This window comes from Pseudomonas sp. Marseille-Q7302 (assembly GCF_965111925.1).
The window spans coordinates 3667220-3691534 of sequence record NZ_CBCOPK010000001.1; the positions used below are offsets into that span (position 1 = coordinate 3667220).

Annotated in this window: 19 protein-coding genes; 11 read left to right on the plus strand and 8 right to left on the minus strand. The window is 62.3% G+C overall.

The features are described from left to right. The 5 genes from ACWPW1_RS17145 (at position 1) to ACWPW1_RS17165 (ending at position 8640) form a co-directional block, all read left to right on the plus strand. Positions 1–2031, plus strand: a complete 2031-nt coding sequence (locus tag ACWPW1_RS17145) for a hypothetical protein (protein WP_454253514.1) — start codon at positions 1–3, stop codon at positions 2029–2031. Positions 2032–2124: 93 nt separating this feature from the next. Beyond that, the gene (locus ACWPW1_RS17150; protein ID WP_454253515.1) at positions 2125–2676 is read left to right on the plus strand and encodes a virion core protein, T7 gp14 family; all 552 of its coding nucleotides are present in this window, start codon (positions 2125–2127) and stop codon (positions 2674–2676) included. Positions 2677–2862: 186 nt separating this feature from the next. Continuing rightward, on the plus strand, positions 2863–6795 hold the full coding sequence (locus ACWPW1_RS17155; RefSeq protein WP_454253516.1) for a transglycosylase SLT domain-containing protein: 3933 nt from the start codon (positions 2863–2865) through the stop codon (positions 6793–6795). A gap of 997 nt (positions 6796–7792) precedes the next feature. Then, positions 7793–8290, plus strand: a complete 498-nt coding sequence (locus ACWPW1_RS17160; protein ID WP_454253517.1) for an RNase H family protein — start codon at positions 7793–7795, stop codon at positions 8288–8290. A gap of 158 nt (positions 8291–8448) precedes the next feature. Then, positions 8449–8640, plus strand: a complete 192-nt coding sequence (locus ACWPW1_RS17165; RefSeq protein ID WP_454253518.1) for a hypothetical protein — start codon at positions 8449–8451, stop codon at positions 8638–8640. A gap of 242 nt (positions 8641–8882) precedes the next feature. On the opposite strand, the gene ACWPW1_RS17170 is transcribed toward ACWPW1_RS17165, so the two are convergent. Further along, on the minus strand, positions 8883–10556 hold the full coding sequence (locus ACWPW1_RS17170; RefSeq protein WP_454253519.1) for a DUF6538 domain-containing protein: 1674 nt from the start codon (positions 10554–10556) through the stop codon (positions 8883–8885). Between the two features lie 93 nt (positions 10557–10649). Between ACWPW1_RS17170 and ACWPW1_RS17175 the strand changes: the two genes are divergently transcribed. From ACWPW1_RS17175 to ACWPW1_RS17185, 3 genes are read left to right on the plus strand one after another with little or no spacing between them, the layout of a single operon-like run. Next, positions 10650–11183: a PilZ domain-containing protein gene (locus tag ACWPW1_RS17175; RefSeq protein WP_454253520.1), complete on the plus strand. Its 534-nt coding sequence runs from the start codon at positions 10650–10652 to the stop codon at positions 11181–11183. Continuing rightward, complete coding sequence (locus tag ACWPW1_RS17180) at positions 11180–11470, plus strand: phosphodiesterase (protein ID WP_454253521.1); 291 nt, start codon at positions 11180–11182, stop codon at positions 11468–11470. Before ACWPW1_RS17175 ends, ACWPW1_RS17180 begins: the two co-directional genes overlap by 4 nt. A gap of 15 nt (positions 11471–11485) precedes the next feature. Beyond that, on the plus strand, positions 11486–12202 hold the full coding sequence (locus ACWPW1_RS17185; RefSeq protein ID WP_454253522.1) for a glycerophosphodiester phosphodiesterase: 717 nt from the start codon (positions 11486–11488) through the stop codon (positions 12200–12202). A gap of 348 nt (positions 12203–12550) precedes the next feature. Here ACWPW1_RS17185 and sthA read toward each other — a convergent pair whose 3' ends face one another. Together sthA and ACWPW1_RS17195 are read right to left on the minus strand one after the other, a co-directional pair. Then, a complete protein-coding gene (gene sthA, locus ACWPW1_RS17190) occupies positions 12551–13945 on the minus strand; it encodes a Si-specific NAD(P)(+) transhydrogenase (protein ID WP_059315854.1) in 1395 nt (464 codons plus the stop codon). A 209-nt stretch (positions 13946–14154) separates the two neighbouring features. Beyond that, complete coding sequence (locus ACWPW1_RS17195; RefSeq protein WP_017639775.1) at positions 14155–15597, minus strand: glyceraldehyde-3-phosphate dehydrogenase; 1443 nt, start codon at positions 15595–15597, stop codon at positions 14155–14157. 154 nt (positions 15598–15751) lie between these two features. Here ACWPW1_RS17195 and mfd point away from each other — a divergent pair, with 154 nt between their 5' ends. Next, entirely contained in the window at positions 15752–19201 is a 3450-nt protein-coding gene (gene mfd / locus ACWPW1_RS17200) for a transcription-repair coupling factor (RefSeq protein ID WP_454253523.1), read from the plus strand. A gap of 44 nt (positions 19202–19245) precedes the next feature. Here mfd and ACWPW1_RS17205 read toward each other — a convergent pair whose 3' ends face one another. The 3 genes from ACWPW1_RS17205 to ACWPW1_RS17215 all read right to left on the minus strand — a co-directional run bounded on the left by ACWPW1_RS17205 (position 19246) and on the right by ACWPW1_RS17215 (position 21781). Continuing rightward, positions 19246–19986 carry an S-methyl-5'-thioinosine phosphorylase gene (locus ACWPW1_RS17205; protein WP_323149006.1) on the minus strand — a complete coding sequence of 247 codons (741 nt, stop codon included), beginning with the start codon at positions 19984–19986 and terminating at the stop codon, positions 19246–19248. Between the two features lie 11 nt (positions 19987–19997). Further along, positions 19998–20990 (minus strand): beta-N-acetylhexosaminidase, encoded by a 993-nt coding sequence (gene nagZ / locus ACWPW1_RS17210; protein ID WP_454253524.1) that lies wholly within the window; start codon positions 20988–20990, stop codon positions 19998–20000. 80 nt (positions 20991–21070) lie between these two features. After that, complete coding sequence (locus ACWPW1_RS17215) at positions 21071–21781, minus strand: TetR/AcrR family transcriptional regulator (protein ID WP_313648521.1); 711 nt, start codon at positions 21779–21781, stop codon at positions 21071–21073. Between the two features lie 236 nt (positions 21782–22017). Between ACWPW1_RS17215 and lexA the strand changes: the two genes are divergently transcribed. Both lexA and sulA read left to right on the plus strand, forming a co-directional pair. Then, positions 22018–22629: a transcriptional repressor LexA gene (gene lexA, locus ACWPW1_RS17220; protein ID WP_454253525.1), complete on the plus strand. Its 612-nt coding sequence runs from the start codon at positions 22018–22020 to the stop codon at positions 22627–22629. Between the two features lie 183 nt (positions 22630–22812). Continuing rightward, positions 22813–23313 (plus strand): SOS-induced cell division inhibitor SulA, encoded by a 501-nt coding sequence (gene sulA, locus ACWPW1_RS17225; RefSeq protein ID WP_059315860.1) that lies wholly within the window; start codon positions 22813–22815, stop codon positions 23311–23313. A 65-nt stretch (positions 23314–23378) separates the two neighbouring features. On the opposite strand, the gene ACWPW1_RS17230 is transcribed toward sulA, so the two are convergent. Beyond that, positions 23379–23615 carry a hypothetical protein gene (locus ACWPW1_RS17230; RefSeq protein WP_007162387.1) on the minus strand — a complete coding sequence of 79 codons (237 nt, stop codon included), beginning with the start codon at positions 23613–23615 and terminating at the stop codon, positions 23379–23381. Positions 23616–23745: 130 nt separating this feature from the next. After that, positions 23746–24264: a DUF6586 family protein gene (locus tag ACWPW1_RS17235; protein WP_454253526.1), complete on the minus strand. Its 519-nt coding sequence runs from the start codon at positions 24262–24264 to the stop codon at positions 23746–23748. Positions 24265–24315 lie beyond the last annotated feature (51 nt).

A 24315-nucleotide genomic window follows, 5' to 3' on the forward strand; every position in this document is an offset into this window, starting at 1 on the left:
ATGAAGTCGATTTCCCCTGAGGAGTTCCGCAAGGCAGCTCAGGAGGGCAACCTCCCGTTCCAGGACGATCCAATCGCCATGGCCCGCCTGAGGTACCTCCACGGTACGAACGCTGGCATAGCAGTACAGACCCAGATCGCCTCGAACATCCAGAGCGGCCACTACAAGGACGAGCTGGACGCTGAGGGTAACGTCCTGACCAGCGCTTCCTCCAAGGCCGTTGAGGACTACTACGCGCAGATGAAGTCCATGAGGACGGACATCGCGAAGACCGTGGGGTTTGCTGAGGATGACACCGCACTTACCAACGGGATGTTCCGGGATGCTGAGCGGCAGATCTCCACGATCACCGGCCTCCAGACCCAGGAGACTGACCGCAGGAACCGGGCCCAGGCCAAGATCCTCCACTCCTCGGGGCGCAATGCCCTCCTCTCCCAGGCCGTCAACCAGAGCCCAGACTTTGCCGCTGGTGTCGCTGAGGACTCTTGGAAGCAGGGTTACGAGACGGGTGTCTACAAGGACCTCCCGGATCTCCTGAGGGACGTGGGCTCGACCCTCGACCAAGTGGCAGGTAAGCCTAATGGCTTGCAGACCATCGATCGTCTCCTGACCGCGAAAGTCCCTGGGACCTCCCAGACAGTCCGCGACTTCTACGATGGGGACGAGCTGGAGAACTTCCGGCAGAAGGCCCTCAACCACCAGATCAAGACTGACGCCGAAGCGAACCTCAACTGGAACGTCCAGGTGCAGAACCTCCAGGATGACCCCAACGGTCTCACGGGGCTCTTCCAGCTCCACCAGGAGGAGGTCCAGCGGTCCGGTGGCAGCGAGACAGCTCGGTCCCGGCAGCTCACCCAGGAGATCTCCCAGAAGAAGCACACGCTGGCCGTCCAGGCAGCGAAGCTCCAGACGGAGAACGCCAAGGCTCAGCTCCAGGGGGCCCGTGTGGCTGTCCTGACGCAGGAAGCCGGGCGGTACCTCGCAGGCAATCTCGATGCCCAGTCCTATGAGGTGATGCCGAAGGACCCCGAGCTGGGTGCCTACACCAAGGAAGATGCCCTCCTCATGGAGCGGGGTCTCTTGGAGCGCTACCAGGCTCAGCCCGAGAAGCTCCTGAAGCTGGCCGCGTATATGCCCAACGGCTACATCGCGAACACCGTCAAGGACTACTGGAAGGACACCACAGCCAGTATGGACGTGGACGCTTCGAGGATCTCCAAGGGGCTGATGCGTCCCGAGGACATCAAGGAGCCTGCTGCACTGGCCTCCATGAACACCCTCAAGAAGGCTGACCCTCTGGCCTTCCGCAAGGTGATCGGCGGGGACACTGAAGCCATCGCCAAGCTGGACTCAATTGAGCGTCTCGGCGCTATGGGCCTCAGCTACAAGGATATGGTCCTTGGCGAAGTCCACTGGAAGCAGTTGCCGGAGAAGGACCGAAAGACCCAAACGCGAGGAATTGAGAAGGTTCTGAAGAATGAGGCCATCCGCCCCAAGTACATAGGGAAGAACGACAGCCTGAAGAACCTTGGCGGAAGTGAATACGCCCAGACCTACATGCGCACGATGGTTAATGGGCTGATGACCATGGGCATTCCTCAAGAGGACGCACTGAAGAAAGCTGACGCGGCCTTCTCTCAGTACCACGTCGGCCTCAATGGCTTTCCCATCCCTACCTCCTTCTTCTCGGATCTTCGGGCAGAAGACCAAGTAAACGCCGGGATGGATGTTCTCGCGGAGAGCCTCTCAGACTATGCCATCCGCAACGGGATCAAACCGGAAACGGTCATGCCCGACTACGTTCCCGGCAACGGGTCTCTACTCCTCCGGGCTCCAGGGAAAACCCCGCTGACGATCCTGGCCACCGACCTTCAGCAAGGCGCGAAGGCCCTTTCGGATAAACGCCGTGAGGCGGCAATCCTGAAGAATGCCGAAGGCGCAGAGAAGGCAGTCAAGGACACAGCTCACTCGAAGGCATCCGCTCGGAATTCCGTCGATGCCCTTAACCAAGCCGCTTCCAGCGGGCTCTAAATTCAGCAGGTAAAAGACATGTCAGCAGGATCTAGCGCCGGTAGTGGTGCTATCGCTGGGGCATCCGCAGGGGCCGCTTTCGGTCCATGGGGGATGGCAATTGGTGCCGTAGCAGGTGCCGTTATGGGTCTCGTCCAAGGGAGCGACCAAGAGAAGCGCCAAGCGAAGGCCTACAAGGAGCAAGTGAAGGCCGCTGTGCAGAACTACAACTATGGCGATCAACAGGTGAATTTGGACCTAGCGAACGCCCGTGACCAGGCATCCGCAGAGCTCGCGCAGACTCAGGCGAATTCAATCCAGAACCTTGCGACTATCCGCGCCTCGGTTTACGAATCAGGGATGGAAGGCTCCTCGATGGATCGAGTCATGCGCATTGCTAAAGGGTCAGACCTTCGAGCTGAGGACAGCATTAGGGACGGCTTCGGTAAGTCCGTCGCCGGGGCACTACTGTCCAAGCAAGTGAACCGAACGAATGCGCAGTCCTCGCTAAACGGCCTCCGCTCTCAGATCGAAAACTCGCAGCCCTCGGCCACGGCCCAGATGGTCAGCCTCGTCGGACAGGGCATGGAAGCCTACTCCCGTTACAAGCAAGGACAGGCTCAGCTCGAAGCCCTTTCCCGAGCACGAAGCGGACAAGCAGTTTAATCCGCGCATGGGCCCGCCCCCTCGGGCCCTCTTGCTGTATCCCCTACAGCGTTTCACCCCTTCCCCTCCTATCCAGCCCCTTTAGTCCTGCTGCTTGAGTTCGTCTGAGTTGCCCCGTGTGTAGGGCGCTGGAGGCTCAGCCGTGGGGAAACCAGGCGGCAGCACTAAACGGAACACGCACACATCATGACCATCAACACACGCACCTCCGAGGACTCCCCTTATCGGGCTCTCTACGTCTCCGCTGGAGAACAGTATGGGGTCAGCCCGGACCTTCTGGAGAGACAAGGCTTCGCTGAGTCGAGTTGGAACCCTGAAGCGGTAGGCCCTATGACCAAGTACGGTCAAGCTCGGGGCCTCGCCCAGTTCATCCCCGGTACCGGCAAGGCCTATGGCCTGGAGACCGAAGAGGACTTCCACAACCCCGATAAGGCTATCCCAGCGCAAGCCCGTTACATGGCCGACCTGAAGAAGCGCTTCGGGGGCTCCGAGGAGCTCGCCCTGGCTGCCTACAACATGGGCCCCACGGCACTCCAGCGGAAGCTCGACCGGGCCGGTGGAGTCATCGAGAACGCGGAGATCCCTTCGGAAACCCGTGGGTACCTCGCGAAGATCCTCGGACGCCAGCAAGGCGGATGGAACCAAGACGGCACACGACCGCCTAGCCGTATCGACTTCGGCCAGGTTGCTCCCGCTCCAGACAGCGCCATCGACCGGGTAGCCACTGCAACCCCTGAGGAGCTCGGGACGGATGCTGAGCGATCCTCTTGGGAAACCTTCATGCAGGGTCTCCAGCGCTCTTCCATGGGCTCCGACATCCGTGCTCAGCGGGTCACCATCCCGGTCACCGAAAAGGACCTCGACTGGACGCCAAGTGCCCAGGATCTCCAGCTAGTGAAGGACGCAGGCATTGGCGAGGCAGGAGCTCAATTCGTCTTCGGCCATGCCTACTCTTCGGACGACCTAGAAGGCCTCATCGAGATAGCCAAGGAGAACCGCGCCAGTGCCGCAGCGGACTCCCGTGGGGGCATCCTCACGAGCATCACCGGGGGCCTGGGGGAAATGCTAGGCGACCCCGTGACATATGGGACCCTTTTGATCCCCGGTGGCGGTGCAGCGGCAGGCCGACTGTTCAACCCTGGGACGGCTCGCATCCTTGCAGGTACGGCGGGAGCTGGTGCCGAAGGTGCCGCCACAGGGGCTCTAACTGAGTCCCTCAGGGAATCCTCCACAGGCGTAGACGCTGACTACCGCTCTGCCATCCTCGCGGGTGCAGTAGGTGGGGCAGCTCTCCACGGGGTCGCCGTAGGAGTCAAGATGGCTCTCGGTCGGAATAACCCCATGGACTCCTTCCGGTACGTCGAAGACGCTGAGACCTCCAAGCACCTCGAAGACCTCGGGGTGATCCTTGAGCAGCCTTACGCTCCCGGCCCGATGACCGAGAAGATCCTTGCTCAGGAGGCCCTCCGCAAGAAGGCCCAGGATCTCGGCTTCTACGCTGAAGGGTCCGAGGCTCGGGTCTCTAAAGGCGAGTACGTCAAGAAGCGCCTGGCGTCGATTCCCAAGGATGGCCCGAAGGTCTCCAAGGAGCAGCTCGCCAAGGAATACGATGAGCTCAACGGGCTCACCGACATGGCGGACACCTACAATCCTGTCTCCCGGCTCTCCACCATCGGGGAGCGAATGCGGTCCAGTCAGAACGAGGAGATCCGCAGGGCTGCCCTGGGGCTCTTCCGCAATGACAAGCAGTACAAGGACGGCACCTCAGGCCTCGACCGGATGACCGGCGAAGAGGTCAAGCGGAACCTGGACAATGAGTGGTTCGACGTCGATTCCACCTATTCCCGCCACGTCGAGGACTACATCAAGAGTAAGCGCTCCAGTGGTCTCTCCAAGGCTGAGCTGGAGGAAGAGTTCGGCTACCTCGTGACCATCGCTCGGGAGAGCGGGAAGGTCGATGGGATGCCCGAGTCGGTGACCCAGGCTGCGGACCTGATGGGCAAGTTCTATGACAAGCGCATTGGGGACGTCCTCACCCCAGCAGGCCGGTTCGGTCACGGGGCAGACATCATCGAGAACCCGGATACCTGGAAGGGCGTCCAGCGCTATTCCCCGTTCGTCATGGACACCGCCAAGATAGCGCGAGCATCGGCAAAGGTGGGCGGTAACGAGCGTCTCCAGGAGATCACCGGCAGGGCCCTCTATGCCTCCCTCGGTGACCCCAAGGTTCGCGAGAAGGCTGTCCAGGCGTATGAGAAGCAGGCTCCCGATGGACTCCTGAAGGCCACTGACGAGGCTGGCAAGCTCACCCCCGACTTCCGCAGGTGGGCCCTAGGGGAGGCCAAGAAGCAGGCATTCGGCTACATCGATCAGAACATGAGTCGTATCAAGGCCCACCTATATCGGTCAGCAGACGCACAGGAAGCGCCTGACTTCATGAAGGCCCGTGGGATCTTCTCGGTGGACCGGGAGATTACCCTTGCCGATGGCTCGACGTTCTCCATCAACAAGGACCTCCGAAGCGGTGACGTGCGCTCCATCCTGCACAGCTACCACAAGAGGACCGCAGGGGATCTCGCGATGTCCGTGGGTCTCGGTGACCGTGGCTTGCCGGGTTACCTCGAACGACTCTCGCGGATTGAGGAGCAAATCGCACGAGCCAAGCAGACGAATCCAGAGCTAGAGAGATCTCTGAAGGGGGACCTGAGCGCCCTGAAGATCGCTGCCAAGAAGATGTATGGAATGAGCCTGAGACCAGATGATGGGACGTGGTTCGACCACCTGGCACAGGGCCTCACTAACCTATCCTTCGTGGCGAAGTCGGCCTATATGGGCCCCATGAATTACACCGAGATTGCCGCAGGCCTGACCAACTACGGTTTGGGTTTCTTCGTGAAGGCCCTCCCCGGTGTCGGTGAGATGTTCCAGCGGGTAGCCCGTGGGAAGGCAACGGCAGATGACCTGCGGATGCTCCAGAACCGCCTCTGGGGTGAAGAAATCCACGATGTGGTTTATCCCTCTCATCTCCACACAACCTACGCCGTTGCTAAAGAGACCTCGATTGCTCCCATCGCTGCCTTCAAAGCTGGCACTCAGCGGCTGGCCCAGATAGCCCCCTCAGCGAAGCTCCTCGGAGCCACCACCAACCGGATCGTCAAGGCAGCCCAGGAAGAGTTCCTCGCGGAGCTCGTTCGGCACGCCCACGGGAAACCCTCCAAGGTCTTCGCGGACCTCAAGCTGAAGCACATGGCAGTAGATCCCAAGCAGTTCAAGGAGGTGCTCAGCCACGTTAAGGCGAGCTCTAAGCTGGACAAGCAGGGACGCCTGAGCTTCGACGCCGGGAGGTTCCTCCAGGGGAGCCCTCAGGTGGTCTCGGAGATTCGCCGGATGGGTGACATCGCGGCTACTGACGTGATCCAGCGGCCGTCACTGGGGGACACCTTCATTTGGGCGGACTCGGGTAAGGCATCGCTCATCGCTTTTCTCACTCAGTTCCAGACGTTCTCCATGCGATCCCTCGAAAAGAAGTTCATGAGGGGGGCCAATCGGATCAAGAACGGGGACATGGATGAGGCGCTCCAGGCAGCCCTCTCGGTGGGTCTCTCGGGCCTGGGTGTCGCTGCCTTTGCGGCCATCCGAGGGCAGACCATTCGCGATGAAGAGAAGCGCAGTCAGTTCTATAAGAACGCCATGGGTTACGACTCCGATTCGGGAGAGTGGGACCTAGGCACTCTGGCTATCGGCGCCCTTAAGCGTTCGAGCTATATGGCTGGCCCTAGCCTAGCGTATGACACCGTGGGCACCCCCCTGGGCCTTCCTCATGCTGGCATGGGGCGGACTACCCGCGACGTCGAGCTAGACGCCGAGGAGACGCCTAAGGCTTGGCGTGGCATTGACCCCGGCAACACCGTGGCGAACTTCCCCGCTATCAAGTACGCAACCCAGACCTATGGGGCGGCAACCAACCTGGCGAACCTCCTTCGGAGTGATCTTGATGAGGACCAGGTGGAGCGCCAGAAGGCGGCTCTGCTGAGGAACCTCAAGGGCGTCATGCCGAACGATCCTGCGACTCAGGGTGCCTTGGGGTGGCTCATGGAACACGGGGTCTACGAGCAGTAACGGATGTGGGCCAAGGACGGCCATTTCACTCTAATAGAGGAAAAAAGCCCTGTTAGATAACTACAGCGTCGTTCAATAAAGGATTAGCAGTATGAATGCCTTCGTATCGATGGCTAGCGTATGCATTGAAATTGGCGGGCACTTCGTTCCGTTAGATGAACAAACCGGAGAACTTCCCACTTACGGCCCTAGTCCTGCCCGCTCGCATATAGTAGTGCTGGACCAGGGTGTCGACACAGTGTTTCCATCAGAAGCCCGAACTCCTACCGCACTAATAAGAGCGGCGTGTGTCCACGATCAGTGGAGCGACCACCTAACGTATTTCCCAGATCGCGTTCTCGCGTTGCTTGACCATGGTTTCTCTTGCGATTCCGTTCGACTGCTCCGCCGAATCTGCGAAGGCCTAGAAGGCCGGAATATATGGTTCGGCTACCTCAATGATATTGCTGTGGATATGGGAGTCCCTGAGCGCACTAGCCGTCGCGCCGTTGCTGAGCTCGTAGCGGCTCGTATTATCAAGGTTGAAAAGCAGGGCCGGGGGCACCCCACTCGGGTTCTTGTGCATCCATGGTATGGCTTCCGGGGAGACCGCCAGCTACAGGAACATTACCTCGGAAATTGGATCAAGCAGCCGTGCTATTCCTGACCGGCCAAAGATGGACTATCAAAAGCCCTGCAAGCCCCGCACTGCTTGGGCCCACTGAACCTGCATAGTTATATAAGAAGGTTCTTGGCCTACAGATGAGCACTCACCTGGTCTCACCCAAAAGCCCCCCAGATTCAAGACCAAGGGGAAGGAGACCAAATATCATCATCCCCTGTCCCTGCCTCTATGGAGACCCTTCGGGTATCCCTCAGGCCGCCGAGGACACTCGGACATCTGAGCATTCCTGAAGAACCATCGCCTACATCACCAGGCAGTGCCCTAACAGGTAGTGGTCTCAAACGTCTTTTCATTCCTGGGCCACCCACAGGCCCGACCATCGAAGAGTTCATCATGTACCGGATTCATGTCGCTGGCGCCTGTCGCCACAACCACAATGCCCTGCTCGCCTATGCTGGCCTGGGCACTGTTCTCATCAATCCCCAAGGGGACGCCATGGAGATCGCACTGCAGATCAATGAGAAAGGTCTGGAGACGCCCACGAACAACCGCGCAGTTCTGCACGCCATGGTTGCCGCCATGGAGGTCCGCAAGGGCAAGCCACGGTCTGTTATTACCATCTACTCCAATAATGAGCTGACCGTTACCAGCGCCACCACACGGCTATCCGATTGGAAGGCGAACGGCTGGAAGAAAGGCAATGGGAAGGCCGTGGCGAATATCGATCTATGGCAAGCATTGGACGAACACCTCCAGCACCACGAAGTCTCGTTCGAGCACCTCCGTGGACGCTCCTCATGCCCAGCTTTCGAACGTGCTGTGTGGCTGGCCCAGCAGGGATCAGAAGGGCGGACTATCAGGGATATCCATAGGGTTTCTGGAGGCGCCTGAAGCGGTCCCGTTGGTGTTGCCTATAGCGGGGCCAGACAGTCCTCGGAAGGGAATCCTATAACGATGTAGTTTCTCCTCACCTATAAGGCGGAGGTTTCTCCTCACCTAAGCCAGATAGAGAGTATCTAAAAGGCAGCAACCCCTGATAAGGAGACACTATGACCGATGTATCACCGCAAACCCTGGCAGCTTCGAAGGCTGCTAAGACCCTCGTCGTCTTGGGCGCACTGGCTAAAGACAAACGTACCTGGGCTTTTCTGGCCGCTGTTTCGGCTGCTGCTGGCTATCACCTTTCTCCTGAGCTCGCTCAAGCGCTTGGCGCCCTTGTGGATGCCCTAGCGACTTCCTAAGCCTTCCGCAGACTGTTTGGCCCTGCCATAGGCAACACTGACGGGACGACCTCGATGGCGATGCTCCCTGTCCCACAGCTCGGACTGTTAACCGGTAAAGGGGACCAGACTTCACCATGGGAGCAGGGATGATGCCGCCATGACATCACGCCCTATGAGCTTCCTCATAACGCTCCGTTCGATCCCTTTCCCGGCTTCGCCTCGGAACTGGCGACTCGAACACATTGCACAGCGCGATTCGCTCAAAGGAGCCCCGCTTCCCTGGCAATGCTCGGGAATTTCTTCAGCTCCTCGGCAAGGCGACTCAAGGGCATCTGCCCATAGCCCCGGCTTACCGAACCATCAGAGTGCCCCGTGAGGGCATCATGGACGTCCTCAGGAATCCCCACGGATCGACTGAGGGTCTTGAACGCATGTCGGAACCCGTGTGCCGGTTTAGCCGAGCTTTTGAGGGCAACCTTGTCTCTTAGGTACCGCTCCCAGTGGAGACCGAACTTGATCCCGTACCAGCCGCCCGAATCAGCGGGAAGACCTGGGAACAACTGACCGCCCTTCGGGAGCCCCTCCAAGTATCTTAGGAACCCTAGCTCAATGAGGTCCGGGTGCAGGGGTACGAGTCGGCGGCTCCCCTGGGTCTTCACAGTGCGCCCTTTATCGTCGTCCGCCTCAAGGATACTCAGGTAGTGAATGCCCTCCTTATGGGTCTTCACGTCAGACACGTAGAGCTGACAGAGCTCCTCCCTTCGGGCTCCCGTGTAGGCCGCGAGCAGCGGCACCCAATAGAGCGCCTCACCCAGATCAGCACGGGGCGACCTCCAGCCCTCAGTGTGCGCAGGGCCCTGGAAGATCTTCACCAGCTCCTCCATGGAGTAATCCTTGGGAGCCACCTTCGCTCTCTTCGTAGCGGCCTTGTCGAGACGTTTAGACGCTCCAGAGGCAGTCACGGGGTTCTCCTGGAGGAGACCCATCTCAACAGCATAGCCAAGCACAGCCGATAGCATCATCAGCTTCACCTTGACGGTCTTCATTGCCAGCAAGGGAAGATCCTCAGAGGCGGCCAAGGCTATCCGCTCTCTGATATTCAGTCCCCGCAGGCCTGGGGCTTTGTTGGGAAGCTGAAGGAGGTCCTGCCGGTACTCTTGGACCTTCTGACGATCAATGGCGGAAACAGGGAGATCACCGTAGAGCTCCACGAAGCCCTCCAGGTTGGAGCGGTAGGTACTGGCGGACCGCTGATAACTTCGCGTGTCTCCCTCGCCTCTCTTCCGATCTGCTAGGTAGAGCTCGAACACCGTCATCAGGGTTTTCCCCTTCAGCTCTTTCTCGAAGCTCAGCGGGGAGTCCTTCAGGAGTGGGGCTTCGGTGACCCAGTCCCCCTCATGACGCTTTTGGGCTAGCTCTGAAAGGCGGAGCAGATGCTCAGAGAATGCCCGGTAGAGACGCCTATAGAGAGGCGCCATAGGGTCGAGCTCCGGCAAGCCAACCTTCTCCGTCTCTTCGACGATGACACTCTCCAGCCAACCCTCAGGTACTTCATTCCCCCTCAGGTGGCTCCTCAAGGTCTCAGGTGTTTCTTCGGCTGTTCCTGCTGGTACGAGCAACGGAGTGAAATCTCCCGTCCGCTCCATCTCATCAAGAGTCTTCCGAAACCACCTAGCTGCCATCTGCTGGATGTCCCGCTCTGGTACCTCTGGCGGCGCTTCAGTCAATCGGAGCCTCTCGCGAGCTTCCTCAAAGTGCTTCTCGGAATCGATCCAAGCTTGAGCAAAGCGGACCTTTGCCTGAGAGAGATCTTTGGTCTTGAGGGTCCGCTTATAGATCTCAGGGAGGACCTCGCGGAGATCCTTCGGGACCTTCCTCCGTATGTAGTAAACGCCTGTAGTAGGATGCCGATATGGAGAGGCCATCTGAGTCATCGTGTGTCTTCCAGGTGTACCAGTTTAGCGCCTACGGGGAACCTCTGGCACCCCGCTAACCCTTGATGTTGCTGTATTCCTGGTGGGTAGCCTTTGGACAGACGAGAGTTCTACAGAATCACCGACCGTATCGCACTGCAAATCAGCCCTGCAGACGGGGCCCCAGGCGAGACCGCGCCGCTGTTCGCACTCCTGAGCGAACTGCATCAGCTGGAATTCGAATCCCGTCACCTGCTGCGCAATCTGGACGAACGCGACCGCGCCGTCACCGCCTGCCTGCGCCTAGTGAACAAGCGCCTCGACCTGCTCGGCCAGGCCTTCACCTGGAATCTGCTGCACGACAGCGGCGCCACCCGTGACGTGGTGCTCTCCGAAGGTGGCCTGGCCTTCGTCGACGCCGAGCCCTATGCCCTGGGCACGCGACTCGACCTGCGCATGGCGCTGCCACCCCAGGGCCTGGGCCTGCAGGTGCTGGCCGAGGTGACCAGTTGCCAGGCAGTGGTCGGCGGTCACGAGATCGGCACCAGCTTCATCGACCTGGAAGATGCCCAGCGCCAGCTGCTGGCCCGTCATGTGCTGCGCCAGCAGGCCCGGGTGCGCCGCGCTGATCGCGGAGACGAGGCGTGAAACGCCCCTGGCTGGCCGTCCTGCTGCTCGGCATCGCCCTGCCCGGCTGGGCCGATACCTTGCAGATCCCGCTGGGTAGGCAAGGCGATGCCAGCACGCCGCTGCCCCAGCGGGGCGACAGCCGTACCCAGGTACTGGAGCACTTCGGCCTGCCCGATCAGGAGCATCCCCCTGTCGGCCGCCCAGCCATCCGCCGGTGGGACTATCGGGATTTCAGCGTCTATTTTGAAAACGATCGGGTCCTGGATGCGGTCCGCGAACCGCGCCGCCCGACTCCCTCACCCTAGCGCCAAGGAGCCCTCATGACTCTTATTTACGGACACCGCGGCGCCCGCGGCGAAGCCCCGGAAAACACCCTGGCCGGTTTCGAGCTGTGCCTGGAGCTGGGCGTCCAGCGCTGCGAGCTGGACCTGCACCTCTCCCGTGATGGCGAGCTGGTGGTGATCCACGACCCGACCCTGAAGCGCACCACCGGGCGCGGCGGCAAGGTCAGCGAAAAGGCCGTCGCCGATCTGCTTGCCCTGGATGCCCGCCAGGGTGGACCGGCCTGGCCACGCCCCTGCCCCATCCCGACCCTGCGCCAGCTGTTCGAGAAGTGCCGCTTCGAGCACTGGCAACTGGAAGTGAAGAGCGCTTCGCGGGTGCGGGCGGCGCAGACCGTCAAAGCCATCGCCCAACTGGTCGAGGAATTCGGCCTGCAGGACAGGATCACCGTCACCAGTGCCTCGCGGGAGGTCCTGCGCGCCCTGCAACGCGACACGCCCCACCTGGCGCGCGGACTGGTCGCTGAATATGCCTGGCTGGATCCGCTGAAGGTGGCGGCCCACTACGACTGCCATCTGCTGGCGCTGAACTGGACGCTGTGTACGCCGGAACGGCTGCTCAAGGCCCAACGCCAGGGTCTGCACGTCTCGGTCTGGACGGTGAACGATGCCAGCCTGATGCGTCGCCTGGCCGATTTCGGCGCGGACAGCGTCATCACCGACTTCCCGAGCCTGGCGCGGCGCACCTTGGGGTAGTAGGCCCGTCCTCCAAAAGACATCGCGGCCATGGGCCGCTCCTACAGGCACGGGTGTCACCGTAGGAGCGGCCGCATCGGCGGACCACCATGGCCGCGATGCGAACCGATTCAGCGTCGTAGGTTGGGCTGAGACAGCTTCATCGTCGAAGCCCAACAGCCCAGGTTGAACCTAAGCATTGTTGGGCTTCGCTGCGCTTAGCCCAACCTACGGGTGCTGCTTGGCGTAGTAGGTTGGGTTGAGACAGCTCTATCGTCGAAGCCCAACAGCCCAAGTTGAGCCTAGGCATTGCTGGGCTTCGCTACGCTCAACCCAACCTACGGGTTATCGCGAAGAGAACCGGCCCGCTCAGAAGAGCCGATTCAAGCCATCGAACGCCGCCACCCGGTAGGCCTCGGCCATGGTCGGGTAGTTGAAGGTGGTGTTGACGAAGTAGCGGATGCTGTTCGCCTCGCCTTCCTGGTTCATGATCGCCTGGCCGATGTGCAGGATCTCCGACGCCTGGTCGCCGAAGCAGTGCACACCCAGCACCTGCAGGGTCTCGCGGTGGAAGAGAATCTTCAGCATGCCCACGGGTTCGCCGGAGATCTGCGCCCGCGCCATGCTCTTGAAGAAGGCCTTGCCGACCTCGTAGGGCACCTTTTCCTGGGTCAGTTCGCGCTCGGTCTTACCTAGTGAGCTGATCTCGGGAATGGTGTAGATGCCGGTGGGGATGTCGTTGACCACCCGCCCGTTGTTGTCGTGCAGGATGTTGTCCGACGCCGAGCGGCCCTGGTCGTAAGCGGCACTGGCCAGGCTCGGCCAGCCGATGACATCGCCTGCGGCATAGATGTTGGCGACCGAGGTCCGGTAGTTTTCGTCCACGGTGACCTGGCCACGGCTGTTCACCGAGATGCCGACGTTCTGCAGCCCGAGCTGGTCGGTGTTGCCGGTCCGGCCATTGCACCACAGCAAGGCATCGGCGCGCAGCTTCTTGCCAGACTTCAGGTGCAGGATGACGCCGTTCTCCTGGCCCTCGATGCGCTCGTATTCCTCGTTGTGACGGATGAGCACATTGTTGTTCTGCAGGTGGTAACTCAGGGCGTCGGAGATCTCGTCATCGAGGAAGCTGAGCAACTGATCACGGTTGTCGATCAGGTCCACCAGCACGCCGAGGCCGCTGAAGATGGAGGCGTATTCGCTGCCGATGACACCAGCTCCGTAGATGATCAGCCGGCGCGGGGTGTGGGTCAGCGACAGGATGGTGTCGCTGTCGTAGATGCGCGGATGGCTGAAGTCGACATCCACCGGACGGTAGGGACGCGAACCGGTGGCGATGACGACCTGCTTGGCCACCAGGCGCTCGAGGTCGCCGCGCTGGTTGACGATCTCGATGGTGTTCTCGTCGGCGAAGCTGGCGGTCCCGAAGAACAGGTCGACCCGGTTGCGTGCGTAGTAGCCGGTACGGGAGGACACCTGGCGGGCAATCACCCGCTCGGCACTGCGCAGGACATCGGGAAAGGAGAACCAGCGCGGCTCGCCGATGGAGCGGAACATCTCGTTGGTGTTGAACTGGATGATCTGCTTGACCGAATGGCGCAGCGCCTTGGAGGGAATGGTGCCCAGGTGGGTGCAGTTGCCGCCGACCACCTGGCGATTGTCCACCACCGCCACGCGGCGGCCGTTCTTGGCGGCGTTCATCGCCGCGCCCTCGCCTGCCGGTCCCGAACCCAGTACCACCACGTCGTAGCTATAGACCGCCATGCTTTCTCCTCAGAAGGTTAGCCGTCCGCAGGCGACGGCTGGAGCCGGACCGCCTCGTGAGAGGTCGCGTCCGGCGTGAGATCGCCCCAGGGGGCTGCGACCTCTTGTCACGGGCCGCTATTGTGGCGCAAAACCCGACCAAAACGAAAACGGGAGCCATCTGGGCTCCCGTTTTTTCTTGCAAGTCAGCCTTGCCTAGAACGCAAGACTCAGGCCGGGAAGGCCGGCGGATTGACGCCCGCCATCTCTTCCAGCACCCGCACGACCTGGCAGCTGTAGCCGAACTCGTTGTCGTACCAGACATAGAGCACGACGCGGTTGTCGCTGACGATGGTGGCACCGGCATCGACCACGCCCGCATGGCGGGAGCCAACGAAGTCGCTGGATACCACTTCCGGCGAGTTCACGAAGTCGATCTGCTTGTGCAGCGGCGAGTGCAGCGCCATTTCACGCAGGTACTCGTTGATCTCGTCCTTGCTGGTGCCGTTCTCCAGGTTCAGGTTGAGGATCGCCATGGAGACGTTGGGCGTCGGCACGCGGATGGCGTTGCCAGTCAGCTTGCCAGCCAGTTCCGGCAGTGCCTTGGCCACGGCCTTGGCGGCGCCGGTCTCGGTGATCACCATGTTCAGCGCAGCGCTGCGGCCACGGCGATCGCCCTTGTGGAAGTTGTCGATCAGGTTCTGGTCGTTGGTGTACGAGTGCACGGTCTCGACGTGACCGTTGACGATGCCGTACTTGTCGTTGACCGCCTTCAGGATCGGCACGATGGCGTTGGTAGTGCAGGATGCCGCGGTGACGATGGTGTCTTCGGCGGTGATGGTGTCATGGTTGATGCCATGCACGATGTTCTTCAGGCTGCCCTTGCCCGGTGCGGTCAGCACCACGCGGGAGACGCCCTTGCACTTGAGGTGCTGGCCCAGGCCTTCGGCATCGCGCCATCTGCCGGTGTTGTCGACCACGATGGCATCCTGGATGCCGTACGCGGTGTAGTCGACGGTGGTGGGATCGTTGGAGTAGATCACCTTAATCAGGGTGCCGTTGGCACACAGGGTGCTGTTGGCCTCGTCGACGGTGATGGTGCCGTCGAAGGAACCGTGCACGGAATCGCGACGCAGCAGGCTGGCGCGCTTGACCAGGTCGTTGTCGGCGCCCTTGCGCACGACGATGGCGCGCAGACGCAGGCCGTCGCCGCTACCCTGGTGCTCGATGAGGATGCGGGCCAGCAGGCGGCCGATACGACCGAAGCCGTAGAGCACCACGTCCTTGCCTTTACGCTGCTCGACGCCCTGCTTGCCGACCACGGCGGACAGTTCGCTGCGCAGGAAGTCCTTGAGGTCGCGGCCAGCGCCTTCGGCCTTGAACTTGAGGCTCAGGCGGGCCAGGTCGATGGACGCGGCGCCCAGTTCCAGCTCGCTCAGGGCCTTTACCAGCGGGTAGGTGTCCTGCACGGACAGCTCGACATTGTCGATCTGGCGGGCGAAACGATGGGCCTTGAGAATGGAGATCACCGAACGGTTGACCAAACCGCGACCGTAAATGGAGGTCACAACATTGTTATTACGGTACAGCTGACCAATCAGGGGAATCATGGCCTCGGCGAGCGCTTCGCGATCGATCCATTCTTCAAGGCACTGCTCAGGCTTCTGACTCACGACAAATCCTTCCCTATGTAGGAGCTGAAAAAAGGAACTACATTATGACCGCGCTGCCTGTCCCAGGCAATCGACGCGCGTCGCTGCACTGACAGCGCGAAAGGCCGGTCGTTACAATCCCAACCCTCCCAAAATCCACCGGAGTTCCGCCCGCGTGTCAGTTTTGCGTACCCCGTCAATTCCTGAAACCGCCGGTCGCCAGCAGTGGGGCAACCTGCCCGGCGCCGCGCTAGCCCTCGCCATCGCTGAAGCCGCCAAGGCTGCGACACGCCGCTTCACCCTGCTGATCACCCAGGACAGCCAGACCGCTGATCGCCTGGAGCAGGAACTGCGCTTCTTCGCCCCCGAATTGCCGGTGCTGAATTTCCCCGATTGGGAGACGCTGCCCTACGATGTCTTCTCGCCGCACCAGGACATCATCTCTCAGCGCGTCGCTACCCTTTATCAGCTGCCGGAGCTCTCCCACGGTATTTTGGTAGTCCCTCTGGCGACTGCCCTACACCGCCTGGCACCCACGCGGTTCCTGCTCGGCAGCAGCCTGGTGCTCGACGTCGGCCAGCGGCTGGACGTGGAAGTCACCCGTGCGCGCCTGGAAGCAGCCGGCTATAGATATGTGGATACGGTGTACGAGCACGGCGAGTTCGCCGTGCGCGGCGCCCTGATCGATCTCTTTCCCATGGGCAGCAGGCTGCCCTACCGGATCGACCTGTTCGACGACGAGATCGAGACGCTGCGCACCTTCGATCCGGAGACGCAGCGGTCCATCGACAAGGTCGACAGCATCCGCCTCCTGCCGGCACGAGAGTTCCCGCTGCACAAGGAAGCCGTGACCGGCTTTCGCGCGCGCTTCCGCGAGCGCTTCGACGTCGACTATCGCCGCTGCCCCATCTATCAGGATCTGGCCAGCGGCATCACTCCGGCGGGTATCGAGTACTACCTGCCGCTGTTCTTCGACGAGACTTCCACCCTCTTCGACTATCTGCCGGCCAACACCCAGGTGTTTTCCCTGCCGGGCATCGAGCAGGCCGCCGAACAGTTCTGGACCGATGTCCGTACCCGCTACGAGGACCGCCGAGTCGATCCGGAGCGACCGTTGCTGCCGCCGGCCGATGTCTTCCTGCCGGTGGAAGACTGCTTCGCCCGTCTGAAGAACTGGCCGCGGGTGGTCATAGGCGCAGATGATCTGGAGTCCGGCGTGGGCCGCGAGCGCTTCACGGCGCGGGCGCTGCCGGATCTGGCCATCGATGCCAAGGCCAGCCAGCCCCTGGCGGCGCTGGAGCACTTCATCACCGACTTCCCCGGTCGCGTGCTGTTCACCGCGGAAAGCGCCGGCCGCCGCGAGGTGTTGCTGGATCTCCTGGCCCGGCTGAACCTGCGCCCCGGTCAGGTCGAAGGCTGGGCAGCCTTTCAGGCCAGCGCCGAACGTATCGCCATCGCCCTGGCACCGCTGGACGAAGGCCTGGTACTGGATGAGGCCGGCGTCGCCCTGATCCCGGAAAACCCGCTGTTCGGCCAGCGCATCATGCAGCGCCGCCGCCGCGAGAAGGGTCGTGACGCCGGCGAGAACGTCATCAAGAACCTCACCGAGCTGCGCGAAGGCGCGCCGGTGGTGCATATCGACCACGGCGTGGGCCGCTACATGGGTTTGATCACCCTGGAACTGGACGATCAGCCCCAGGAATTCCTGCTGCTCGAATATGCCGACGACGCCAAGCTGTACGTGCCGGTGGCCAACCTGCACCTGATCGCCCGCTACTCGGGCACCGACGACGCCCTGGCGCCCTTGCACAAGCTGGGCTCCGAAACCTGGCAGAAGGCCAAGCGCAAGGCCGCCGAACAGGTACGGGACGTGGCCGCCGAGTTGCTCGACATCTATGCCCGCCGCGCCGCGCGCAAGGGCTATGCCTTCAAGGACCCGGCAGCCGACTACGCCACCTTCTCCGCCGGCTTCCCCTTCGAGGAGACCCCGGACCAGCAGGCCGCCATCGAGGCGGTGCACAAGGACATGCTGGCGGGAACGCCCATGGATCGCCTGGTCTGCGGCGACGTGGGCTTCGGCAAGACCGAGGTGGCCATGCGGGCGGCCTTCATCGCCGTGCATGGCGGGCGCCAGGTGGCGGTGCTGGTCCCCACCACCTTGCTCGCCCAGCAGCACTACAACAGCTTCCGCGACCGCTTCGCCGACTGGCCGGTGCGGGTCGAGGTGATGAGCCGCTTCAAGTCGACCCAGGAGGTCGCCGCCGCCGCGCGCGAGCTGGCCGACGGCAAGATCGACATCATCATCGGTACCCACAAGCTCCTGCAGGGCGATGTGAAGTTCAAGGACCTGGGCCTGGCCATCATCGACGAAGAACACCGCTTCGGAGTGCGACAGAAGGAGCAGCTCAAGTCGCTACGCAGCGAAGTGGACATCCTCACCCTCACCGCCACGCCCATTCCGCGCACCCTGAACATGGCCGTGGCGGGCATGCGCGATCTGTCCATCATCGCCACCCCGCCCGCGCGGCGCCTCTCGGTGCGCACCTTCGTCATGGAGGAGCAGAACGCGGTGATCAAGGAAGCCCTGCTGCGCGAACTCCTGCGTGGCGGTCAGGTGTACTTCCTGCACAACGAGGTCAAGACCATCGAGAAGCGCGCCCGCGAACTGGCCGAACTGGTGCCCGAGGCCCGCGTGGGCATCGGCCACGGGCAGATGCGCGAACGCGATCTCGAACAGGTGATGAGCGACTTCTACCACAAGAGATTCAACGTGCTGGTGGCCTCGACCATCATCGAGACCGGCATCGACGTGCCCAACGCCAACACCATCATCATCGAACGCGCCGATAAGTTCGGCCTGGCCCAGCTGCACCAGTTGCGTGGCCGGGTCGGCCGCAGCCACCACCAGGCCTACGCCTACCTGCTCACGCCGCCACGCAAGGGCATGACCCCGGACGCCGAGAAGCGCCTGGAGGCCATCGCTGGCGCCCAGGACCTGGGGGCCGGCTTCATCCTGGCGACCCACGACCTGGAGATCCGCGGCGCCGGCGAACTGCTCGGCGAAGGCCAGAGCGGCCAGATCCAGGCAGTGGGTTTCACCCTCTACATGGAAATGCTGGAGCGTGCGGTCAAGGCCATTCGCAAGGGCGAGCAACCCAATCTCGAGAAGCCCCTGGGGGGCGGTCCGGACATCAATATGCGCGTCCCCGCCCTGATCCCGGAGGACTACCTGCCTGACGTCCATGCGCGGCTGATCCTCTACAAGCGCATCGCCTCGGCGCCGGACGAAGACGCCCTCAAGGAATTGCAGGTGGAGATGATCGACCGCTTCGGGCTCCTGCCGGAACCGACCAAGAACCTGGTGCGCCTGACGCTGCTCAAGCTACGTGCGGAAGGCCTGGGCATCGTCAAGGTGGATGCGGGGCCCCAGGGTGGGCGACTGGAATTTGCCGCCGACACCCAGGTGGATCCGCTGGTGCTGGTGAAGATGATCCAGGCGCAGCCGAAGAAGTACCGGCTGGAGGGCGCGACCCTGTTCAAGTTCCAGGTACCGATGGAACGCGCCGAAGAACGCTTCAACGTGCTCGAAGCGCTCTTCGATCGCCTGACGCCGGCCGCCAGCTGACCAACAGGCCGCCTCCGGGACCTCCCGGAAGCGGCCTGGAGCTATCAGCCCGCCAGCACCTCGGCCAGCACCTGGCGAACCTCGTCGATACCGCTGGCCAAGACGGCTTCGATCTCGGCCATGGTGATCTCTCGCTGCACCTTGCCGGCCGCCGGGTTCACCACCAGCGCCAAGCAGGCATAGGGCAAGCCCAGTTCGCGAGCCAGGGCCGCTTCCGGCATGCCGGTCATGCCGACGATGTCGCAGCCGTCGCGTTCCAGCCGGACGATCTCTCCTGCCGTTTCCAGGCGTGGCCCCTGGGTCGCGGCATAGACGCCATGGTCGCTGTGCGGCAGTTGCAGCTTGCGCAGTGCACCCAGCAGGCGCTGACGCAAGGGCTCGTCGTAGGGAAAGCTGAAGTCGATGTGGGTGACATGGTCGAGGTCCGCGCCTTCGAAGAAGGTATGGCCACGCCCCCAGGTGTAGTCCACCAGCTGATGGGGCACGCACAGATGGCCGCTGCCCATGGCGGCGTGAATGCCGCCCACGGCATTCACCGCGAGGATGGCGTCGGCACCGGCCTCCTTGAGCGCCCAGAGGTTGGCGCGGTAGTTGACCTGATGCGGCGGAATACGATGGGGATGGCCATGGCGGGCCAGGAACAGCACCGGTCGCCCGGCAAAGCGGCCGCGCTGCACGGGTGCCGAGGGCTCGCCCCAGGGGGTGTCGAACGTCTGGGCCTCGTCCAGCTCCAGGCCGGCGAGCGCGGTGAGGCCGGTGCCTCCGATGATGGCGTAGGTGGTCATGGATACGTCCTCTAGATGAGTTCAGCCTGGCGCAACCGCCGCAGCACGTGGCTCCACTGCGGCTGCTGCCGATAATCGAGATCCACGTGGCGACGGGCTCTCATGCTGGCCAGGCGTGGCGAGGGCGAGACGCCCAGCTGCTGCACGCGACTCAGGGCCAGTTCGGCCGCGGCGCGATCGTTGCAGACCAGCCCCATGTCGCAACCGGCCTCCAGGGCCGACGCGACGCGCTGTCCGGCATCGCCAGCGACGTGGGCGCCGGCCATCGACAGGTCATCGCTGAAGATGACGCCCTGGTAGCCCAGCTCACCGCGCAGGATGTCCTGCAGCCAGCGCCGGGAAAAACCGGCCGGCTGGGCATCGACCGCAGGATAGATGACGTGGGCGGGCATGACGCCGTCCAACCTCGGCAGCAGGGCCCGGAACGGCCGCAGGTCGGTGCGCTGCAGGGTGTCCAGGTCACGCTCATCGGTGGGGATGGCGACGTGGGAATCGGCTTCCGCCCAGCCGTGTCCGGGAAAATGCTTGCCGGTGGCGGCCATGCCGGCCTCACCCATGCCGGCGATGAAGGCGCCGCCCAGTTCGATCACCTGTTCCGCGTTACCAAAGGACCGCGCGCCTATGACCTGGCTGCGTTGGTAGTCGACATCCAGCACCGGGGCGAAGCTGAAGTCCAGGCCCACTGCCAGGACCTCGGTCGCCATCAGCCAGCCACAGAGCCGACTCAGTTCGACGCTGTCCGCTCGGCCGCTCAACTGACCCATGGCCGGCAGGCGCACCACGTCGCGGCGCAGGCGCTGCACACGGCCGCCTTCCTGGTCCACGGCCAACAGCAGCTCGGGCCGCACCGCGCGAATGGCGCGGCACAGCTCCCGTACCTGGCCGGGCGTTTCGATGTTGCGGGCGAACAGAATCAGTCCGCCCACCTCCGGTTGGCGCAGCAACTGGCGATCCTCGGCGGTAAGCCAGGTGCCAGCGATATCGACCATCAGGGAGCCTTGCATGGGTACCTCGTCCGAATGCTCCGGCGCATGGCGCCGTGAAAGGGACGCAAGCTTACCCCAGGCGCCCTTGGCGCCGCAGCCTAGTAGGTCTCGGCCGTCTCCACCGCGACTGGACGCCGCGGCCGATACTGCGCCTGGGCCAGTTCGGGCTCCTGCATCGCCGTGGGTGCGCGCATGCCGGTGGCCAGGAAGGGCACCATCAGCCGCAGCACCTGGTCGGTGTGGGTATCGACGCCGAAGTCGTTTTCACCAATTGCCCGCAGCGCCTTGATGCCGGACATGCTGAACACCGCCGCGCCCAGCATGAAGTGGGCACGCCAGAACAGCTCCAGCGGCGGAATCTCGGGCACGGCTCTATTCACCAGCAGCAGGAAGCGGCGGAAGGCCCGGCCATAGGTCTGCTCGAGGTATTTGCGCAAATGACCCTGGCTCTGACTGAACGCCAGGCCCAGCAGGCGCATGAACACCGAGAGGTCGTTGCCGTGCCGCGGCTTGATGGCCAGGGAATGATCCACCAGCAGATTGAGCAACGCCTCCAGGCTCACCTCCTCCCCGTTCTTTGGCTGCCACTGATCCAGATCCCGCTCCAGGTTGAAGCAGAAGGGATCGAGAAAGCGCGAGAACACCGCCTGGATCAGGGCCTTCTTGGAGCCAAAGTGATAGTTGACGGCTGCCAGGTTGACCCCGGCTCGCGTGGTGATGAGTCGCAACGAGGTTTCGGCGAAGCCGCGCTCGGCGAACAACTGTTCGGCGGCATCCAGAATGCGTTCAACGGTATCCGACTGCGCCATGACCTTCCTCGATAGATGAATTTCCGTTTGAAACATATGTTTCAAACGCTACCTAAGTCAATCGCGGGCTGGTCTGCGAACAGCCATGCGAAGCCCCGGAAGGCACGTCATTCCGTCATTTGAACGCTATTTGCCGTGAATCCGGCCTGTCGTCCGAAGCCAGGGGCAGCGGCCTTGCCTAGCACCCAGAGTTACTGTATATAATCACAGCATCATTAGACGACGCGACGTGCATCATGCTGAAACTGACACCGCGACAAGCCGAGATTCTGGCCTTCATCAAGCGTTGCCTCGAAGCCAATGGCTTTCCGCCTACCCGCGCGGAAATCGCGCAGGAGCTTGGTTTCAAATCGCCGAATGCGGCTGAGGAGCATCTCAAGGCCCTGGCCCGTAAGGGCGCCATCGAGATGACGCCGGGTGCCTCCCGGGGCATCCGCATTCCGAGTCTGGATACGACGCGCAAAGCCGATGAAAGCCTGCCGGTCATCGGTCGAGTGGCTGCTGGCGCGCCCATTCTGGCCGAGCAGAACGTCGAGGAAAACTGTGCCATCAATCCGGCCTTCTTCCAGCCGCGTGCCGACTACCTGCTGAAGGTCAAGGGCATGAGCATGAGAGACGTCGGCATCCTCGATGGCGACCTCCTCGCGGTCCATGTGACCCGTGAGGTGCACAACGGTCAGATCGTCGTGGCTCGGGTGGGCGATGAAGTCACCGTGAAGAGATTCAAACGCTCGGGCAACCAGGTCACCCTGTTGGCGGAAAATCCCGAGTTCGCCCCTATCGAAGTCGATCTTTCCAGCCAGGAATTCGCCATCGAAGGGTTAAGCGTCGGCGTCATCCGCCGCTAACGTCTAGGGCTGGCCTGCGGGTCAGCCTCTTGTCACCGCCTTTTGCCTTACGCCGAAGTCTTGATCGGGGGTATCTGTTCGCGCTCCGGAAAGCGCTCAAGACCAGGCTGAGCACAGTGACGTCATGTATCCGTGGTACATGACGTCAAGTGGATTTGATCGAGTCGCCTCTAGGAGGTCGCCATGCAATTTCCCCTGATGTTCGATGCACCGCGCTCGTCCGTTCAAGAGCTGGACCTGGCACCTGAGTTCCTGCTGCAGGAACTCACCGCATTTCTGCCCAAGTCCGGCAAGCCGGCACGGGAGCTGCCAGCCGCTCCGCTGCCGGATACCTTCAGTGAGATGTCCCTGCATGGCAGCCAGGAACAGTGCCTGCAACTGCTGGCCCCCATCCTGCGCCAACTAAGCGACAAGGACGATGCCCGCTGGCTGACCCTGGTCACCCCGCCATCGCTGCTCAGCAATGCCTGGTTGCGCAGCACCCATCTGAATCCGGAACGGGTGCTTCTGCTGCAGACGCCGAGTGCTGCCAAGACGCTGCAACTGGCCTGCGAAGTGCTCCGCAAGGGGCAGAGCCATACGGTGATCAGCTGGCTGCACGACCTGAGCGATGCGGGCAAGCAGCAATTGGCGCGCGCCGCCGCACAGGGCCACAGCCAGAGTCTGAACGTCAGATTCGCGTAGGGAACAGGCGGCGGGACGGGATGTAGCGGCGGCATTCCAGGGCGGAATGCCGGATCGAGAAAGAATCAGTGCAGGACGCGCGGTTGATCGTCGCGCTGGAGGCTATCGCCTTCGGCCAGTCGACCGGCCATCTGCACACCCAGGTTGAACATGGCCTTGGCCACCTCTATCTGCTGTCCATGCAGGAAATCCTTGGCATCGCTGGAAAACTCCAGGGTAACGAGGGCTTCCTCGTCGTCCGCACGGCGCAACACGATGCGACCATCGGAGAGTTCAACGATTTCCAGGTAGGCAGTAGTCATTCAGTATCTCCACAGCTAAGCGGATAGTGTAACAGCGTGGGGTCTGAGAGGCTGACTTGCCTGAGCCTTTTTCGACGGTCTGCAAGGCCAGCATCCTGGCAGCCTTGGATGAGTTGCTGGTGGAACGGGCCTACCACTCGGTCATGGCACCGCGGAATCTGAGCGCCGTCTGCTTGAGGCTTTCGCGCCAGGCTTCCACTTCTTCAAGACCCAGTTCCGGCTCGGCCGGTTCCAGACTGACCGCCTCGATCAGGGCCAGCGTCGGGTCCTGCTTGGGCCGTCGTGGCGCCTGGGGCGGTTGCAGCAGTCGCTGGTATTCGGCGATCAGCCGTGCCAGCCAGGTCTCCGAATTGCCCGCCAACTCGACCAGCTCGCCCATTTCCGGACTGGGCGCCTCGTTCAGGGCTTCGGGTGATAGCAGAACGGCGAGCGACGTGGCCTCCATGGTCGGGTGGCGATAGAAGCCCGCCACCTCCTGACAGAGGCCCAGCAGGGCGCCATGCAGGTGGAACAGACAGGCCTCGCGTTCGGCCATGATGCGGCCCTGGCTGTGCGCCGAAGGCGCCGCCTGAGCCGAGCGCCAGCTTTCCAGGGCCAGACCGGCGAAATAGAGCTTCTGGTTGGTGCGGGTGTAACGCTCGTTGGCCATGCCCTTCTCCTGGAGCCGACTCACGCCGGCCGCCTGTCTCCTGCCAGAACC